Below are 19136 nucleotides of genomic sequence, written 5' to 3'. Positions count from 1 at the left end.
TTTTACAATTAAACGTATAAATATTACATTTTATCGATAAAAAATTGATTTTAATTCAATTTTTGTAGGAATAAATCCTCTGAAATTAAAGACACACCTAGCTTTTCCGCTTTTTCTTTTTTGCTTGGTCCCATATTATCACCTGCAATAATATAACTAGTTTTAGAAGAAATTGAACTACTCACCTTACCTCCGTTATCCTCGATAAGCTTTTTTAATTCATTTCTAGACACTTTATGAAACACCCCAGAAACCACAACAATATCACCTTTTAGCTTATCTGTTTGAGCACTAAGTTGTTCTTCTGATAATTCTAATCTTACTCCAAAATCTTTTAACCTATTGATAATTTCTATATTTTCTTCTGCAGCAAAAAATGCAATGACACTTTCGGCTATTTTGACCCCAATTTCATCAACGTTTACCAATTCTTCCTCCGTAGCATTTGCAAGAGCTTCAATACTTTTATAATGTTTAGCAAGCTTTTTAGCCACAGTTTCACCAACATATCTAATCCCTAAAGCATAAAGAACACGCTCAAAAGGTATGTTTTTAGATGCTTCAATGCCTTTAATTAAATTATCAGCACTTTTATCAGCCATTCTTTCTAAAGGTATTATTTGTGTCTTCGTTAACTCGTACAGATCAGAATAATTTCTAATCAATCCTTCATTAACTAATAATGCAACAGTTTCTCCTCCTAAACCATCAATATCCATAGCTTTTCTTGAAATGAAATGCTGAATTCTTCCAATAATTTGTGGATTACACCCATTGTAATTTGGGCAATAATGCTGTGCTTCACCGTCTTGCCTAACTAAAGGAGTTTTACATTCAGGACATTCTGTAACATAACATGTTGACTGAGAATCTGCTGGACGTTTAGACAAATCGACTCCCAAAATTTTAGGTATAATTTCACCCCCTTTTTCAACATAAACTTCATCACCAACCCTAATATCGAGTTTTTCTATTTGGTCTGCATTGTGTAATGAAGCTCGCTTAACCGTTGTTCCAGCTAATTCTACTGGTTCTAAATTTGCAACTGGCGTAATGGCTCCCGTTCTTCCAACTTGATATGTAATACTATTTAATCGTGTTGAAACTTGTTCTGCCTTAAACTTATACGCCATAGCCCAACGCGGTGCTTTGGCTGTATAACCTAATTCTTCTTGTTGTTGTAAATTATTTACTTTAATTACAACCCCATCGGTTTCGTAAGGTAAATTATGCCGATTAACATCCCAATACTCAATAAATTCGAAAACTTCCTCAATGTTGCTTGCCAATTTAGCCGCCTCGGGTACTTTAAATCCCCATTGCCTTGCCATTTCTAAACTTTCGTATTGGGTTCTAATTCCTAAATTAGTTCCTGTTATATTAAAAAGTAAACACTCTAAAGGGCGTTTAGCTACCTCTGCACTGTCTTGTAATTTTAAACTTCCTGAAGCAGTATTTCTTGGGTTTCTATATGGTTCTTCGCCTATTTCAATGCGCTCCTCATTCATTTTATGAAATCCTTCAAATGGCAACACAATTTCACCTCGAATATCAAATTTTGGTGGATAATTGCCTTTTAATTGTAAGGGTACCGATTTTATGGTTTTTATATTTGCAGTGACATTATCACCCTGAAATCCATCACCTCTAGTTACGGCTTTTACTAATTGGCCATTTTCATAAGTTAAGCTAATTGAAGCGCCATCGTATTTTAATTCACAGGTATATTGTAAATCCCCATCAACAAGTTTTTTAATTCGGGTTTCCCAATCCAGTAAATCTTCCTTAGAATAAGAATTGTCTAAAGAATACATACGATACTCGTGTACAGTAGTTTCAAAATTTTTTGTCACCTCACCTCCAACACGTTGAGTAGGTGAATTGGCATCAAAAAATTCAGGGTATTTTAATTCAAGTTCTTGAAGTTGCTTTAATTTAATATCAAACTCGTAATCTGAAATCGTTGCATTATCTAAAACATAATAGTTGTAATTGTGTTCGCGCAATTCATTTCGCAGATTATCTATCTGTTTTTTTATATCCATACTAATCAATTCTAACAGTCAAATAAGTTACCTCGCTTCTTTTTTACCTTTTATCATTCTATCTTTTTTAAAAATATCTTGTTTTAATTCAATCTCATAGAATTTATTCTCATGCAATAGGTTTATCATATCTTTTCCTAAATATTCATTGATTTCAAAAAACAAGCATCCTTCACTTTTTAAATGCATTATAGCAAATTGAGTAATAACCTTGTAAAATAGTAGAGGGTTTTCATCTTTTACAAATAGTGCTAAATGCGGCTCATTATCTAAAACATTGGGTTTCATGAGGTGTTTCTCTTTTTCTCGAACATACGGAGGGTTGGAAATAATTATGTCAAATTTATCAGGCAAAGATTCTTTTTCAATATTTTGAAAATCTAAAATATCAGCTTCAATAAATGCAACATCAACCTCGTTTAAAACAGCGTTTTGTTTGGCGATTTTTAATGCTTTCGCTGAAATATCCAAAGCATAAACTTTAGCCTTAGGCAAGTTTTTTGCTAACGAAATTGCAATACAACCACTCCCCGTCCCAATATCAATAATATTTAAAGGTTTTTCTTTGTCAACCTTTTTTAACACCCACTGCACCAACTCTTCAGTTTCTGGTCTAGGAATTAATACATCGTTTGTTACTTTTATTGGTAAACCGTAAAATTCTGTTTCTCCAATTATATATTGAATAGGTACATGCTCTTTTAAAAAACTAAGTGCTTCAAATATTTTTTCCGGATCTTCGATTATATATGAAGTGTCCATAGCCATTTGAATTCTAGTAATATCAAAATAGTCATGGATTAGCATATAAAAGAAGCTATCCACTTCTTCCTCGCCATAAATGGCATCTAAATCTTCGTGAAAAATATTTTGCAGTTGTTTTAACTTCATTGATGTTGTTATAAATCTTTTATCATCCAAACACCACATGAATAATGTCCTGTGTTACCAAGGGCTTTATCTAAATGCTTAAATCCGTAACTTTCGTATATGTGGATTGCTGCTTTTAATTGCGATGCCGATTCTAAATAACATTTTTCATAGCCCAATGCTTTGGCTTTTTCCATGCATTTTTCAAATAAGGCACGCCCATAACCTTTACCTCTTACTTTTGGCGAGAAATACATTTTTTGTATTTCGCAAATTGAAGCGTCATAATCTTTTAACGGTTTTACACCTCCACCACCAAGTATCTCACCATTGCAATCAATTACAAAATAAACATCGTTTATGTTTTGGTAGGATTCAAACATATTTGGAGTTTCGTCATCAGAATAGGCTGTGCCCTCCAACGGAATCTTAAACTCATGAAAACAGGCTCTAATAACCTGCTCTAACTGGGCATTGTCCTGAGCTTCAATTTCTCGAATAACTATAGTATCTTTACTCACTTTAATTGGTACTTTTAAAGTAGTGAAGATACATTAAATCGAAAAAAAATAGAATGAAAAAGCTTATAATCTTATCAACAATTTGTATTGCATTTGTAAGATGTACTGTGAATGAAAAACCTCAATTTATAGGTATTGAGAATATAAAAGTACTAGAATCAACATCCAAATTTGTTACGTTTACCGCTGATGCATTATTTATAAACCCAAACGATATTGGCGGCGAATTACAAACCGACGACATTAAGGTATTTATTAATGATAATGAAATGGCAAGTATTTCTACTGAAAGTTTTGATGTGCCTGCGAAAAAAGAATTTTCAATTCCACTTAAAACAAACATCCCAACAGACAGTATATTTAGTAATAAAAGCTTAGGCGGACTTATAGGAAGTTTATTCAGCAAAAAAGTAAAGGTGCAATACAAAGGCGATATTAAATATAAAGTCTTAGGGTTTTCGTACACTTATATCATCGACAAAACAGAAGATGTGAAAATTAAATTTTAGTATTGAAATCACATGAATTCTATATAAAACGGTGCTTACAAATTGCTAACAACGGATTAGGAAGCACGCGACCTAACCCTATGGTTGGAAGCGTTATTGTTTTCAATAATAAAATTATTGGTGAAGGATTTACCAGTGCTTATGGCGGAAATCATGCCGAAGTAAATGCCATAAATTCGGTTGCAAATAAAGAAATTTTAAAAGAAGCCACCATTTATGTCACGCTTGAACCTTGCTCGCATTTTGGCAAAACACCTCCTTGTAGCGACCTTATTATTAAACATCAAATACCAAATGTTGTTATAGGTTGTGTTGATGACAACCTAAAAGTTGCCGGAAAAGGTATTAAAAAATTAATGGAAAATGGTTGCAACGTTACTGTTGGAGTTTTAGAGAAAGAATGTAAACAGCACCATAAACGTTTTTTTACTTTTCATAACAAAAAACGCCCTTATATCATTTTAAAATGGGCAGAAACCAAAGATGGATTTATTGCTCCCAAAACTAAAAATGAAAAAAAGCCTGTTTGGATAACAAATTCATACTCCAGGCAACTGGTCCATAAATGGCGAGCTGAAGAGCAGGCTATTTTAGTAGGCACAAATACTGTTTCACATGACAACCCGAGTTTAACTACCAGAGATTGGGTTGGACAGAATCCCGTTAGAATAATTATTGACAGAGATGAAAAACTTTCTAAATCATTTGCTGTTTTCAACCATGAGTCTCAACATTTAATCATTTCAAAAAATAATATCAATTTCTCTAAAAACGTAGCTGCTCAAATTTGTGATATTCTATTTCAAAATGATATTAATTCTGTAATTATTGAAGGCGGTTCTAAAACGCTGCAATCCTTTATTGATGAAAATCTTTGGGATGAAGCTCGCGTGTTTTATGGGAATATCGCATTTAAAAAGGGCATTAAAGCACCTGTATTTCAAGGTAAACTCATTGCAGAAACGCACATTTTAAACGATAAACTTAAATTTTACTTAAATGATTAAAACCATTATTTTCGATTTTGGTAACGTGTTTATAAATTTAGATCTTGAAGGCGCTTATAAAAACGCAATAGAAACGTTTAATATTGATACTTTATCAGAAGAAATGGTTGGTTTTAATAGTTTTTATGAGCAAGGATTAATTTCTACAGAAGAATTTCTAGATTTTTACACTGATAATTTTCAGAATATATCTCAAGATAAATTAATTGATGTTTGGAATTTTATGCTTAAAGATTTTCCGAATTATCGTTTAGCTTTTTTAAAAGAATTGAAGCAATCTTCAAAATACAATTTGATTTTATTAAGTAATACAAACGCACTGCATATGGATTACATTAAAGCACATGTTCCATTTTACGAGGAATTTAAAAACTGTTTTGATGCGTTTTACTTATCTCATGAAATAAATCTCGTAAAACCAAATCATGATATTTTTGAATTTGTTCTAGCAGAAAATAATATTAATGCTGAAAAATGTCTTTTTATTGATGATAATTTAGATAACATTACATCTGCCAACACTTTAAATATTCATACTTGGCATATTAATAATAAAAAAGAAGACGTTATTGATTTATTCGAAATTAATAAACACCTATTTTAAGTCGGTTGATTGAAAAAGACACATATAAAACTATTGATGTAGCCCCAGAACCATCATTTTTTAAAGATAAAAACAGTAAATTCTTAGGCTATGCGTTTCCGGTTCAAAATGAACATGATGTAAAAATTCATTTAGAATATTTAAAAAAAGAGCATCATTCGGCAAGACATTGGTGTTACGCATATCAAATAGGAACTGAAACACTAATTTATCGTGCCAATGACGATGGTGAGCCTAATAATTCCGCAGGCATGCCTATTTACGGACAAATTCAATCTTTTGAAGTCACCAATATTTTAATAGTTGTTGTTAGGTATTATGGCGGAGTAAAACTTGGTGTTGGTGGTTTAATTACTGCCTATAAAACAAGTGCACAACAAGTTCTTGAGGCTTCAAAGATTATTGAAAAAACAATTGATATTCATTATAACATCTCTTTTGAATATAAAAATATGAATACCGTAATGCGCATTATCAAAGAAAAAAATCTAAATATTATTAATCAAAAACTAGAATTAGATTGTGAAATAACCATTTCAGTCAGAAAAAACGAATCCGAAACGGTTTTTAATCTCTTTGATAATCTTTACGAGATAAGTATTAAAAAAGTATAATTAATCCGTGATTAAATCTAAAACGTATTGCGGAGCCTTCATAGGTCTTCCAGTTTTTTTATCAATAAATACTAAAGTTGTGTTTGCAGTTGTTAAAATTTCACCTTGATTATTAGTAATTTCATAATCAAATTCAATCTTTGCAGTTGGCATTCTTTTTAGTTGAGTTTTTACATTAATTACATCATCATAACCAGCTGATTTTTTATAGTTTATAGATAAAGAAACTACGGGTAGCATAATTCCATTTTCTTCCATCGATTTGTAAGAAATACCTAGTTTACGTAACCATTCAATTCGTCCCATTTCAAGATATAATGCATAATTGCCGTGATATACCACTCCCATTTGATCGGTTTCACCATATCTCACTCTAATTTGTATTTCATCGATTTTCATAAGATTATTTGAATATTTTTTTGTAGTTTCGGCATGAGGTTAAACATGGGGAAAAATTTCTTTAAATTCAATAGAAAATCATTTTTTTTTTAAGAATTTTGTTCACATATTTGCGACTCGTTTAAGGGGATGACTTTTGTATTGCTCTTTTCACAAACTAACTAAAAACACGTAATTAAAACTAACAAATGAGTATAACTGCGCAAACGGTATGGAATAATTGTCTGGAGTTTATAAAAGATAACATTCAACCGCAAGCCTATAAAACTTGGTTTGAGCCAATTAAAGCGGTTAAACTTACTGATAACTCCTTGAGTATTCAGGTTCCTAGTAAATTCTTTTACGAATGGTTAGAAGAGCATTATGTTAAAATCCTTAAAGTTGCGCTTACCAAAGAGCTTGGTGAAACTGCCAAACTTGTTTACATTATTAAAATGGAAAACACCTATGGTAACAAGCAACCTTTTACAGAGAAAATTCCAAGTTCCAATAGAGGTGCACTTAAATCTCAAGATGTTGATGTTCCTTTTAATAATAAAAGCCCAGAATTACGCAATCCTTTTGTAATTCCTGGTATAAGGAACGTAAAAATTGAATCTCAGCTAAATCCAAATTATAATTTTGAAAACTTTTTAGAAGGTGATTCGAACAGGTTAGCTCGAAGTGCAGGATTAGCAGTTGCGAACAAACCAGGTGGAACTTCTTTCAATCCTTTATTAATTTTTGGAGGTGTTGGATTAGGCAAAACACATTTAGCTCATGCTATTGGTGTTGACATAAAAGATAAATACCCTGAAAAAACGGTGCTTTATATTTCTGCGGAAAAGTTCACACAACAATATATTGATGCCGTTAAAAAGAATAATAGAAATGATTTCATTCATTTTTATCAAATAATAGATGTTCTAATAATTGATGACGTTCAATTTTTATCAGGTAAAACGGGTACACAAGATGTATTCTTCCATATTTTCAATCACTTACATCAAAACGGAAAGCAAGTTATTTTAACAAGTGACAAAGCTCCGGTTGATATGCAAGATATTGAGCAGCGTTTATTATCTCGTTTTAAATGGGGTCTTTCTGCCGAATTGCAGAATCCAGATTTTGAAACCCGAGTCTCTATCTTAAAAAACAAACTTTATCGTGATGGTGTTGAAATGCCAGAGGAAATTGTAGAATATGTTGCCAAAAACATTAAATCTAATGTTAGAGAATTAGAAGGAGCAATAATTTCATTAATTGCGCAATCTTCATTCAATAAAAAGGAAATTACCCTTGACTTAGCCAGAATTATAGTAGAGAAGTTTGTTAAAAACACAAAACGCGAAGTTTCAATAGATTATATTCAAAAAGTAGTATCAGATTATTTCCAAATGGATATCGATACACTGCAATCTAAAACAAGAAAGCGTCATATTGTACAAGCCAGACAATTAGCTATGTTCTTTGCTAAAAAATTCACAAAAGCATCTTTAGCTAGTATTGGTTCCCAAATAGGAAAAAGAGATCATGCCACTGTATTGCACGCTTGTAAAACAGTAGACAACTTATCTTCAACAGATAAACAGTTTAGAAAATATGTTGAAGACATCAGTAAAAAACTTTCCGTTTAATACTACCAAATCATGACTAAAATATTGATGGTCTGCCTAGGAAACATTTGTCGTTCTCCGCTGGCCGAAGGTATATTAAAATCTAAATTATCAAACAATTTTGTTGTAGATTCTGCAGGCACTGCCAATTATCATGTTGGTAGCTCTCCTGATAAGCGTTCGGTTGCTGTTGCTAGAAAGCACGGTTTAGATATATCAAATCTAAAAGGAAGACAATTTGATTTGTCAGATTTTGACACTTTTGATATGATATATGTTATGGACGAAACTAATTATCAAAATGTAATGAAATTAGCCCGAAACCCAGAAGATATAGCGAAAGTAAATATGATATTGAATGAGGTTCACAAAAATAAAAACTTTGAAGTCCCCGACCCCTATTACGGTGGCGATCATGGTTTTGAAAATGTTTACCAAATGCTCAATGAAGCTTGTACTATTATAGCAAATAAACTACAATAAAAAATTGAAATAGTTAGCGCTGCTTTAAAATATAAAATAGAATACAATGAATAACTCAATTGGTAAACTCTTTCTCATACCAACAACTTTAGGCGAAAATGAGCCTTTAGAAGTTTTACCAATTAAAGTTAAACAAACTATAGAACGATTAGATACTTTTATTGTTGAAAATGAAAAAACAGCAAGACGCTTTATAAAAAAAATAGCTCCAGAAAAATCACAACCTTCATTAAAAATTTTTCATTTAAATAAGTTTACTGACGAAGCTGAATTGCCAACATTTTTATATCCATGTTTAAATGGTTTTAACGTTGGGTTACTCTCTGAAGCTGGATGTCCAGGAATTGCAGATCCAGGCGCAGATATTGTAAAAATAGCACACGAAAAAAGTATAAAGGTCGTTCCGTTAGTAGGGCCTTCTTCAATTTTATTAGCTCTTATGGCATCTGGTATGAATGGACAACGTTTTGCTTTCAACGGTTATTTGCCTATTGACAAAGGTGAACGTAAAAGCGAAATTAAACGATTAGAACGGTTATCATTCGATCAGAACCAATCTCAGATTTTTATAGAAACACCTTATAGAAACAATAAAATGCTAGAAGATTTAACATCTATTCTGGAGAATAACACCAATGTTTGCGTAGCCTGCGATATTACTTTAACTAGCGAGTTTATTAAAACCCAAACTGCAAATCAATGGAAAAAAAATAAGGTAGACCTCCACAAGAGACCTACCATATTTATTATTCATAAAAACTAAATGCTTAAATCGCTTTAGCTTTTTGATTAGGTTTTATAAAAGAAGTATCATACCCCGAAAAACGTTTCATGTAGTAATGTACCGTAGTTCCGTAACCGTCGGCAAAATTATCTAATCCGTAACTTCTTAAATATTTTTTAACGCTACCAGGACCCGCTAAATGTGCTGCAGCAAGTATACCAGACTCTGTAATAATAATTCCGTTGATACGTTTACCTACAAAGTTTTTGATATCTCTTCTTAATATCCATTTATTACGAGCAGCATTCGCTATAAATGCCTTTTCTTGTAATCTTGGATTTTTTAAAAATTTCGCAGGATTATAAATACCTATCATTTTTAGAGTTTCCGCTCCAAATTGATATTTACCTAAATAACCATAAGTATTTACTGAATTGTAATCACCACCAGATTCTTTAAAGGCTAAAGCCTCTTTAAAACCAACAAACGACTTTCCTAAATAAGGAGAGAAAGAGTTTTCAGAATCTAAAGTTTTAGGTAGCGAAGCTGTTTCAGAACCTACAGTATAAGTATAGTCTAAACCCTCTGTAGAGTACTTACTTAAATCAATCGTTTCGTTTGATTGAAACGAAAAATACAATAGTGCTAATATTGTAAGCGTCAGTGTGCTGTAACTCGCAATATTTTTTACCATAATTTTAAATTTTTTCAGTATACTTTAAAATCAAATTATACCTTGAAATTTGAGCGTGCAAAATTAGTGATTTTTTTAACAACTTCAAAATTAATCGCTTAAGTCCTGTTATTAGTAGTAGAATAGATGAAATACAGCCCCTTTTTTATTAAATTCTAAAGTCGGGAAAGGTATTTTTATCATATTCAAAACGTCAAAAATAGACCTAAGTACTCTTGATTTTGTATTAACTCCATTCAAATTTAAGTCAAAACTTAAATAGAATTGTCTGTAGCGTTGATTACTTATTAACACCTGACTGTCAACATCTTCATTGCCAGTAAGCATACCGTGCCCTCCATAACCCACCGCAACATTTATCCATTTAGGAATGTGTTTGTCTTTAAAAAAAGAATGCAAATTAGCACTTAACCAATAGGTTTGCCCATTATAATCTTTCAAAATTTGTTCTAAATACGATTCCCCAAGCTTATCTGGACGTTGATTCGCAAACTTTGTTTGGTGAAATGAGTATTTTAAAGCTATTCGTTGTTCTTTCCAGAGTAATTCTTGCCCAATATAAAGCCCAGTTCCAGCCCCGTTGGCCAAAATATCGCCCCAAGAGAAGCCCCATTCTTTAGAAAAACCATCAAAAACTTCTACCGCCGATAAAAATGTAAATCCAAGAGTTGCGCCAAATATTAGTTGATTTTCTTCACTGACACCACTCCAATTTAAAAGATTAGCACCATGCTTACCAAGTTGATAAGAGGTAAAAACATGCCCAATTTTATCCATTTGCAACCACTCGTTATTATCGTTTATGGTATGGAATTTAGAGCGTTCAAAATCTTTATACCAAAGCTGATTTAACCCAACAAGTGTAAGAGATCCTAATGAAGCTTCAACTGCAATTACTGCATTTCTTCGCGGTTTATTTAGCGTGTCACTAGGTGTAAGAAATGCATTTAACTTAGATTGTGAAATTGATAAAAAAGGTAACAACACAAAACAAATGATATGTGCTTTTAAAAAACGCACTATCTGTTAATACCTTCTGATGTTAAATAGCGTTGATATTCTCGAGCATTCGCGTTATGTTGTGCCAGATTCTTTGCGAATTTATGATAGCCTAATCTTTTGGCATCGGCAGCAAAATATAGGTATTTGTGCTTTTCATAATTTAAAACGGCATTGATAGCAGAAATATCTGGCATTGCGATTAACCCAGGAGGTAATCCTCTATATTTATAAGTATTATAAGGTGAGTCTATATCTTTATGAACGTTTAAAACTCTTTTAATTATCGTATTCTTATACTTGGGAAGTTGATAAGCTGCAAATTTTAAAGTCGGGTCTGCTTGAAGCGGCATGCCTATTCTTAATCGATTTAAGTATACACCCGCGATTCTTGGCTGCTCTGTAGCTTGTTTAGACTCTTCATGAACAATAGACGCCAAGGTAATGACTTGATTTGGAGATAAGCCCAAATCGTTTGCTTTTTTAATTTTTTCGTCGGTCCAAAAACGATTATATTCTTTCAGCATTCTATCACGAAAGGCTTCGGCAGACGTGTTCCAAAAAAACTCATAACTATTGGGTAAATACATGCCTAAAGCCGTTTCTTGCTTGAAATTATTATCAACTAAAAATGTTGAATCTTTCATTGCGGCTAAAATTGAAAGACTATCTGCTTCAATTTGATTTGCAACTCTACCTGCCAACTTTTCTAAAGTTTCTTGATTGTTGAACGATAATTTAATTGGTAGATTCCGACTTCTAATGGAATTAATAATATCATTATTTGTCATTCCTTTTTTAATTTCGAAACGACCAGCTTTAATATTGGATGTGTATTTTTTTTGTTCAGCTAAATCATCAAACGAATTAATATCTTCTAATAATGGCTCCAATTGCGATCTTACCTCTTGATAATTTGCACCAGTAGGCACAAAAATATAAGCCGTTTCGTTGTTAAAAGCTGTATTGGGTTTTAACATGGCTTTGTACACAAAATTTGCAAAAAATGCTGCCACAATAAGCCCAATAATCAAAATAGCTAGAAGAATTTTTTTTATATACATCTAATTATTTATAAGTTGAAATAAATATTCGTTTTTAAAAGAACCATTTACATAGTTCCATTCTTTTTTTAATCCAATGTTTTTAAAGCCTTGATTGGAAAATAATTTAATACTCGCATCGTTTCCTTCAGAAATATTGCAATATAACTGATGCAAATCGAGATGCTTAAAACTATAATCTATCAATAATTTTAAAGCCTCTTTTCCATAGCCTTTTAATCTATCTTCTGGTTCTTTAACCAAAATACCAACACCTGCTCTCCTATTTTTAAAATCGAAATCGAATAAATCAATCATTCCTAAGGCCTCATTATTAAAACTAGAAATTACTAATCGTAATTGTTTTACTTCAAAAATATCTTTATGAGCATGATCGAGATATTGTTTTATAAGAAATTTAGAATATGGTGTTTGGGTGTTACTAATTTCCCAAATGGATTCGTCGTTTTCAATAGTATGAATAAACTCTAAGTCTTCAGGCTCAAGTGCACGTAAATATATGTTTTGGCCTTTTAGAGTTTTCATATGTTTCCTTTAAAAACAAAAGTTGCTGGCCCTATTAGCCAAACATTAGAATACGTATTATTTTGAACATCAAAACACACTTTGAGCTCACCACCTTCTACTTGAAGTGTCACTTGGTTTTTATCTGTTTCACCCAGAAAATGCATTGCAATAGCCACTGCGGTAACACCTGTACCACAAGAAAGGGTTTCATCTTCAACACCTCGTTCGTAAGTTCTAACTCTAAAAGCATCGTTAGAAAGCTTTTTAACAAAATTAACATTGCTTCCTGCTTCATTATAAGGTGCGCCATATCTAATTTTAGCCCCTTTGGTTTTGATATCAAAATTTTCAATTTCAGATTCAAATTGCACATGATGTGGCGACCCTGTATTTAAAAACACATGATTATCGTGCTTCTCAATGGTATTGACATCTAACATTTGCAATTGCACAATATCACCATTAATTTTGGCGTGATGCAAACCATCAATAGCTTCAAAAACAGCTTGGTTAGATATAACGCCCAACTGTTTTGCAAATGCCACTAAACATCGTCCACCATTACCACACATGGAACTTTCATTGCCATCGGCATTATAGTAAACCATTTTAAAATCGTATTCTGGATGGTTTTCTAGTAATAAGAGTCCGTCAGCACCTATGCCAAAACGTCGGTCGCATAAAAATTGAACACGTTTGGTATTATTTTTGTCGAACATTTGTTGACGATTATCAATCATCACAAAATCGTTTCCTGTGCCTTGGTATTTGTAAAAAGTCTGTTGCATAATGTAAGGCAAAGATAAAGAAGTGAATTAAATTTTTTGATGAAAATTAAAAACTTGATGATTATTGACAGATACGAATTGGAAGCGCGTTAAGGATTGCGACTGTATCCTTTTTTGAGATTATCGAAAACAAATTTTTTTTAGTTGAAGATACCGAACCTAAGCTTTAAAAAAGATATAGCCCTTTGACTCTGCTCAGGATAAATTACAAGCCCAACCCTTGTGACAACCTGCCTAACGGCAGGCAGGCGCCGATTAAGGAATGATTTTAAAGATTGTTAAATCGTAGTTAAAGTTGAATTTGAAATTCAATATTTATTTAATTTTAATCGTTAATAAATAAAACTTAAACGAACATTATGAAGAAGATTTTAACATTAGTATTGGTTTCAGCTTTAGGTGGTATTTTTACATTAGGTGCCTACAAACTCTTTATTGAAGAAGATAAACCTGTCGTGGTAGCTACACAAGCTGCAACGCCTGCGTTTTTGCCAACAAATAGTTTGAATGCGGTTTTAAATACTGAAACGGCTCCCGATTTTACTTTGGCTGCAGAAAATACAGTTAATGCAGTAGTGCATGTTAAAAATTTAGCACAGAGTTCTGGACAGCTGACTTTTGAGGATTTATTTTTTGGAAGACGCTCACAAAGTCCGCAAATTGGTACGGGTTCTGGAGTGATTATTAATGCTGATGGGTATATTATTACCAATAATCATGTGATTAATAATGCGCAGCAAATTTCGGTAACGATGAATAATAATAAAACTTTTGTTGCTGAACTTATTGGAACAGACCCAAAAACTGATATTGCACTATTAAAAATTAATGCAGATGAAGATTTACCATTTGTAACATTCGCAGACTCTGACACGGCTAGAATTGGAGAATGGGTTTTGGCTGTTGGAAATCCGTTTAATTTAACTTCTACAGTTACAGCCGGAATTATTAGCGCTAAAGCAAGAGATTTATCGGGCACGAGTAGGCAATCTTTTATACAAACGGATGCAGCGGTTAACCCAGGTAATTCTGGTGGTGCGCTTGTAAATACAAATGGCGAATTGGTTGGTATTAATACGGCTATTACCTCGCAAACAGGATCGTATGTTGGCTATTCTTTTGCGGTTCCTAGCAATATTGCAAGAAAAGTTGTTGAGGATATTATGGAATACGGTAATGTGCAAAATGGAATTTTAGGCATACAAGGCGGTGCATTAAACAGCATAATGGCCGAAAAAATTGGCGTTACAGATACCGAAGGCGTATATATTGACAGCGTGATTGAAGATTCTGGTGCTGAAAAAGCAGGCGTGAAAAAAGGTGATATTATAAAAGAAATTGATAATATTAAAATCTCTAAATTTTCTGATTTAACAGGGCATTTAAATACCAAACGTCCTAATGATGTGGTGAATTTAAGAGTTTTAAGAGACGGTAAAACCAAAACTATACCAGTTATTTTAGCAAAAAACGAAACCACTACAATTCCTTTGGTTGGTCATGTAAAAAATGCTAAAGCAGCAGATTTAAAGAAATTTAAAACGCCTTACGGTGTAAAAATTACCGATTTAAATTCTCAATATGCCGATTATTGGAAAAGAAATGGTATTGAGGAAGGCTGTATTATCACTTCAGTGAATGATATTAAAGTCACATCAGTTGATGATGTTCAAAATGCATTAAAAATGCAAACTGATTCTGGCTCTTTAAGAATAGAACTTATAAATACTAACGGAGAAAAAGAACGATATAATTTTAAATAGTGACCCATTTTTCTTAAAAACAACCCTTCAGATTCAACGAAATTTGAAGGGCTGTTTTTTTTATTTATTTTAATTTATGTTGCCTATTATGTTATCGAAACTCTATGCTGTTTAATTCTTATATTTTTTTTAAAATAGCTTACGAAAACGTTTGAATTATGGTATTTTTGTCAAAATTTATCAATACAAACTAAACTATTTAAGCAATGAGTTCTAACAAAACTTATGAAAAAGAATTGGCTTTTCAAGCTGACCGAAGAAAGGCCACCGTAGAATTTATAAAAACTGTAAGTGATTTGTGGTACGACAAATCTATTGAACTGGTTTTATTCAGAAATCAGCTAATTGATAGAAATGTAAGTCAGATTTTAAACTTACATGAATATGCAGGCAAATTTGTTCAAAAACCCATCTCTATTTTTGATTCCGTTGAAATTGCTCAGGCTATAAAAAGTCTAAATGTTCCACCCGCAAAATTAGATATTGGTAAACTAACTTACGAATATCACGTGGAAGACAATAAACACGCGAATGCCAAAGCGTTTGTGGCTTCAAAATTAAAAGATGCCAGTAAGAGTAATGATTTTGAGCCAAAAGATGTGATACTTTATGGTTTTGGTAGAATTGGTAGACTCGTTGCCCGAGAACTTATGGTAAGAACCGGAAAAGGTAGCCAATTACGATTAAGAGCCATTGTCACTAGAGGCGCAATTGATGCTCAAATACTTGAAAAAAGAGCGTCTTTACTCCGAAACGATTCGGTACATGGTGATTTTCCTGGAACAGTAAATATTGACGTAAAAAATAGCGCGTTAATTATTAATGGGACTACTGTACGTGTTATTTCTGCCGATACCCCAGAGGAAATTGATTATACCAAATACAATATTAATAATGCCTTAGTTATAGATAATACTGGTGCTTTTAGAGATAAGGCGACGTTGAGTAAACATTTAAAATCTAAGGGCGTAAACAAGGTATTACTCACTGCTCCTGGAAAAGAAGTTCCCAATATCGTTTATGGAGTTAATCATAAAGAAAACGACCCCGATAAAGTGGATATATTTTCTGCAGCATCATGTACAACCAATGCGATTACGCCTGTTTTAAAAGCTATTGAAGATTCGTTTGGTGTAAAGAGCGGGCATTTAGAAACCATTCATGCCTATACTAACGACCAGAATTTAGTGGATAATTTTCACAAAAAATACCGTCGTGGAAGAGCTGCAGCTTTAAATATGGTTATTACCGAAACTGGTGCTGGAAGCGCTGTTGCTAAAGCCTTACCTAGTTTAGAAGGTAAACTAACATCGAATGCGATTAGAGTTCCGGTACCTAATGGATCATTGGCCATTCTTAATTTAGAACTAAAAAGCAAAACGTCATTAAACGGTGTAAATACAATACTTAAGAAATACGCCTTAGAAGGTGATTTAGTTGAACAAATAAAATACGAATTGAGCGACGAGCTTGTTTCTAGCGATATTGTAGGCAGTTCTGCACCCTCAATTTATGATAGTAAGGCAACCATAGTGAGAAAGGACGGAAAAAACATTATTCTATATATTTGGTACGATAACGAATATGGTTATAGCCATCAAGTTATACGTTTAGCAAAATATATTGCCAAAGTAAGACGTTATACATATTATTAAAATCTAAATTGAAGTTTAAACCGTATATAAATTAGCCTCATAAAAATGAGGCTTTTTAATGATTTATAAGTAATTACTAAACAATATTTTATAAATTCGCAAACCAAATACAACCAAAACATTTATTAAAATGAATTCTATCAAATCTTTACTTTTTATAGTATTTACCTGCTTAATTACACTAAACTCTTTTTCACAAGCAGTACAAGACGACGAAGCCTTATCATTGTACAAAGGTACAATCGATAATCAATTCGAATATGTCTTAAAAAAGTCTGGAAATTTTAAAGGAACTAATGGTCAACCTTATGAAGCAGTAAGACTTAGTATGTTACTGGCTTTAAGAGCTCACACATTAGATTCATTAAAAACGGTTCATGAAAATTTAGCTGAAACAAAAGCAGTCGTAGAAAATCAAGCAAAAGAAATTGAAGAATTAAAAGCTAATCTTTCAAACACGAAAGCCGATTTAGATAAAACTGATGCTGAGAAAAACAATATGGCATTGTTTGGAATGCAAATGAGTAAAGTTAATTACAACGTACTTATGTGGACCATTATAGCTGGTTTATTAGCGCTTTTAATTTTATTTATTTATAAATTTAAAAATAGTAATGCCATTACCAGAGCCGCCAATAAAAGTTTAGCTGAAATAGAAGAAGAATTTGATGAACACAGACGTACGGCTTTAGAGCGTGAACAAAAGGTAAGACGCCAATTACAAGATGAAATTAACAAACAAAAAAAGGGATAAAAAGGCTTTTTTTGTCTTTGCATAAATTTAAAATCTGTAATTTCACGTTACAGATTTTTTTTATGACTATTATTCAAGCTACAACAAAACATTTAAAAGATATAGTGCCATTATTTGATGCCTATCGTGTGTTTTACAGGCAACCTTCAAATTTAATAGCAGCTGAAAACTATATAAAAGAGCGTCTTACAAAACAAGATTCAGTAATTTATATTGCTTATATAAATAATGTAGCTGTTGGGTTTACACAATTATATTCCTTGTTCTCTTCAGTAAGTATGCAAGCAATGTATTTACTTAATGATTTATATATTGACACCCAATATAGAAACCAGAAAATTGGCACTTTATTGATACATAAAGCGAAAGAATTGTGTCGAGAAAAAGGATGTAAAGGCCTCATGATTCAAACCGAAAAATCCAATCCTGCGCAACACTTATACCAACGTGAAGGTTTTATAAAAGACGAAGACTTATCGTTTTTTTGGAAGACGATTTAAAATTGACTTTCTAAAAAAATTTGACTATCTTAGTTAGTACTTGACATCATACATTTTTTTATAATTTTTATAAAATGGATAGACTTCTCATCATATGTTTCCTCCTAGCTTTAATTAATTCCTGTAAAGATTCTAAAACTACAGATAGTAAAGTCACAAAAAATAGTACTGAAGAGAAAATCGCATTTGTTACTAATAGAGATGGAAACTCTGAAATCTATCTAATGGATGTTAATGGAGAAAATCTTCAAAACATTACAAACAATAACGCGCTAGATTTTAGTCCAGCCTGGGCTTTCGATAATTCAAAACTTTTTTTTTATTCTAAAAGAGATGGAAATGCCGAAATTTATAGTACGGATTCTCATGGGAAAGCTGTTATTCGGTTAACAAATCATCCTTCGCATGACGTGTTGCCTGTCCCCTCGCCTAATGGCGAGTTTATATTATTCATGTCTGAACGAGATTCTTTAAGCAAAAATATTTACGTAATGAATAAAGATGGTTCTAACGTAAAAGCGCTCACACAAAATAAATCATATGAAGAAAGTCCAGATTGGTCGCCAGATGGACAGAAAATTATTTTTACACGACAGCTTAGAGATCCTTCTGATACGTCTCATGCCGCCAATGGAGAAATACATATCATGAATGCTGATGGTAGCGATGTGAAAAGACTAACATTTAAAGATGGTTATGATTCAGGAGCAAAATTCTCACCAGATGGAAAAAGCATAGCTTTTTACGGAAGTACAAACAATCAGTGGGATCTATTTATTATGGATTCTAATGGAACTAATTTAATTAATCTCACAAATGATGCTATAGAGTGTTATTCACCTGATTGGTCGCCAAATGGTGATTGGCTAGTTTATACGGCTGGCTCAAAAGGCAATTATAATATCTGGAAAATAAATATTAATACGAAACAACGCATCCAATTAACAAACACTACTGGGAGAAACGAAGGACCTGCATGGAGTAATTAGTTCGCTTTTTTAAATTAAATTCCTATTTCCGTTTTACATAAAAAAGTCTGCA

The 19136-nt window shown here is 32.4% G+C and carries 21 protein-coding genes; 12 read left to right on the top strand and 9 right to left on the bottom strand.

Annotated elements, in window-relative coordinates; translation table 11 throughout:
* Positions 1–50: 50 nt before the first annotated feature.
* From ligA to BUA46_RS08925, 3 genes are read right to left on the bottom strand one after another with little or no spacing between them, the layout of a single operon-like run.
* Entirely contained in the window at positions 51–2045 is a 1995-nt protein-coding gene (ligA, locus tag BUA46_RS08935) for an NAD-dependent DNA ligase LigA (protein ID WP_019386607.1), read from the bottom strand.
* Positions 2046–2072: 27 nt separating this feature from the next.
* On the bottom strand, positions 2073–2936 hold the full coding sequence (gene prmC, locus BUA46_RS08930; protein ID WP_035106018.1) for a peptide chain release factor N(5)-glutamine methyltransferase: 864 nt from the start codon (positions 2934–2936) through the stop codon (positions 2073–2075).
* Between the two features lie 8 nt (positions 2937–2944).
* Positions 2945–3436 (bottom strand): GNAT family N-acetyltransferase, encoded by a 492-nt coding sequence (locus tag BUA46_RS08925; protein WP_019386609.1) that lies wholly within the window; start codon positions 3434–3436, stop codon positions 2945–2947.
* A 53-nt stretch (positions 3437–3489) separates the two neighbouring features.
* Here BUA46_RS08925 and BUA46_RS08920 point away from each other — a divergent pair, with 53 nt between their 5' ends.
* The 4 genes from BUA46_RS08920 to BUA46_RS08905 are packed head-to-tail and all read left to right on the top strand — an operon-like array spanning position 3490 to position 6170.
* Positions 3490–3945: an LEA type 2 family protein gene (locus tag BUA46_RS08920; RefSeq protein ID WP_019386610.1), complete on the top strand. Its 456-nt coding sequence runs from the start codon at positions 3490–3492 to the stop codon at positions 3943–3945.
* Between the two features lie 2 nt (positions 3946–3947).
* The gene (gene ribD / locus BUA46_RS08915) at positions 3948–4952 is read left to right on the top strand and encodes a bifunctional diaminohydroxyphosphoribosylaminopyrimidine deaminase/5-amino-6-(5-phosphoribosylamino)uracil reductase RibD (protein WP_026009942.1); all 1005 of its coding nucleotides are present in this window, start codon (positions 3948–3950) and stop codon (positions 4950–4952) included.
* Positions 4945–5556, top strand: coding sequence for an HAD family hydrolase (locus BUA46_RS08910; protein WP_019386612.1), 612 nt, complete (start codon positions 4945–4947; stop codon positions 5554–5556). Before ribD ends, BUA46_RS08910 begins: the two co-directional genes overlap by 8 nt.
* A 5-nt stretch (positions 5557–5561) precedes the next feature.
* Complete coding sequence (locus tag BUA46_RS08905) at positions 5562–6170, top strand: IMPACT family protein (RefSeq protein WP_019386613.1); 609 nt, start codon at positions 5562–5564, stop codon at positions 6168–6170.
* Here the strand turns inward: BUA46_RS08905 and BUA46_RS08900 are convergent, their stop codons facing one another.
* The gene (locus BUA46_RS08900; protein ID WP_019386614.1) at positions 6171–6569 is read right to left on the bottom strand and encodes an acyl-CoA thioesterase; all 399 of its coding nucleotides are present in this window, start codon (positions 6567–6569) and stop codon (positions 6171–6173) included.
* A gap of 188 nt (positions 6570–6757) precedes the next feature.
* Here BUA46_RS08900 and dnaA point away from each other — a divergent pair, with 188 nt between their 5' ends.
* From dnaA to BUA46_RS08885, 3 genes are read left to right on the top strand one after another with little or no spacing between them, the layout of a single operon-like run.
* Entirely contained in the window at positions 6758–8185 is a 1428-nt protein-coding gene (dnaA, locus tag BUA46_RS08895) for a chromosomal replication initiator protein DnaA (protein ID WP_019386615.1), read from the top strand.
* 12 nt (positions 8186–8197) lie between these two features.
* A complete protein-coding gene (locus BUA46_RS08890; protein WP_072794743.1) occupies positions 8198–8647 on the top strand; it encodes a low molecular weight protein-tyrosine-phosphatase in 450 nt (149 codons plus the stop codon).
* Between the two features lie 46 nt (positions 8648–8693).
* On the top strand, positions 8694–9410 hold the full coding sequence (locus tag BUA46_RS08885; RefSeq protein ID WP_019386617.1) for an SAM-dependent methyltransferase: 717 nt from the start codon (positions 8694–8696) through the stop codon (positions 9408–9410).
* Between the two features lie 4 nt (positions 9411–9414).
* Here BUA46_RS08885 and BUA46_RS08880 read toward each other — a convergent pair whose 3' ends face one another.
* The 5 genes from BUA46_RS08880 to dapF form a co-directional block, all read right to left on the bottom strand.
* On the bottom strand, positions 9415–10065 hold the full coding sequence (locus tag BUA46_RS08880; protein ID WP_019386618.1) for a lysozyme family protein: 651 nt from the start codon (positions 10063–10065) through the stop codon (positions 9415–9417).
* Between the two features lie 111 nt (positions 10066–10176).
* Complete coding sequence (locus tag BUA46_RS08875; protein ID WP_019386619.1) at positions 10177–11085, bottom strand: DUF2279 domain-containing protein; 909 nt, start codon at positions 11083–11085, stop codon at positions 10177–10179.
* Complete coding sequence (gene mltG / locus BUA46_RS08870; protein ID WP_019386620.1) at positions 11085–12128, bottom strand: endolytic transglycosylase MltG; 1044 nt, start codon at positions 12126–12128, stop codon at positions 11085–11087. Before mltG ends, BUA46_RS08875 begins: the two co-directional genes overlap by 1 nt.
* Positions 12129–12653 carry a GNAT family N-acetyltransferase gene (locus tag BUA46_RS08865; RefSeq protein ID WP_019386621.1) on the bottom strand — a complete coding sequence of 175 codons (525 nt, stop codon included), beginning with the start codon at positions 12651–12653 and terminating at the stop codon, positions 12129–12131. It lies immediately after the preceding gene.
* Positions 12650–13423, bottom strand: coding sequence for a diaminopimelate epimerase (dapF, locus tag BUA46_RS08860; RefSeq protein ID WP_019386622.1), 774 nt, complete (start codon positions 13421–13423; stop codon positions 12650–12652). The genes BUA46_RS08865 and dapF overlap by 4 nt, the downstream gene beginning before the upstream one ends.
* A 359-nt stretch (positions 13424–13782) precedes the next feature.
* On the opposite strand from dapF, the gene BUA46_RS08855 reads away from it, so the two are divergent.
* The 5 genes from BUA46_RS08855 (at position 13783) to BUA46_RS08835 (ending at position 19084) form a co-directional block, all read left to right on the top strand.
* Positions 13783–15186: a trypsin-like peptidase domain-containing protein gene (locus BUA46_RS08855; protein WP_019386623.1), complete on the top strand. Its 1404-nt coding sequence runs from the start codon at positions 13783–13785 to the stop codon at positions 15184–15186.
* A gap of 206 nt (positions 15187–15392) precedes the next feature.
* Positions 15393–16841, top strand: a complete 1449-nt coding sequence (locus BUA46_RS08850) for a glyceraldehyde-3-phosphate dehydrogenase (protein ID WP_019386624.1) — start codon at positions 15393–15395, stop codon at positions 16839–16841.
* A 130-nt stretch (positions 16842–16971) separates the two neighbouring features.
* Complete coding sequence (locus tag BUA46_RS08845) at positions 16972–17595, top strand: hypothetical protein (protein WP_019386625.1); 624 nt, start codon at positions 16972–16974, stop codon at positions 17593–17595.
* 62 nt (positions 17596–17657) lie between these two features.
* Positions 17658–18095, top strand: a complete 438-nt coding sequence (locus BUA46_RS08840; RefSeq protein WP_019386626.1) for a GNAT family N-acetyltransferase — start codon at positions 17658–17660, stop codon at positions 18093–18095.
* A 74-nt stretch (positions 18096–18169) separates the two neighbouring features.
* Positions 18170–19084, top strand: a complete 915-nt coding sequence (locus BUA46_RS08835) for a TolB family protein (RefSeq protein ID WP_026009943.1) — start codon at positions 18170–18172, stop codon at positions 19082–19084.
* Positions 19085–19136: the final 52 nt, after the last annotated feature.

Source organism: Algibacter luteus, from assembly GCF_900141715.1.
GTDB lineage: Bacteria > Bacteroidota > Bacteroidia > Flavobacteriales > Flavobacteriaceae > Arenitalea > Arenitalea lutea.
The sequence above is the reverse complement of the archived record's forward strand: the minus strand, read 5'-3'. Positions and strand labels throughout refer to the sequence as shown.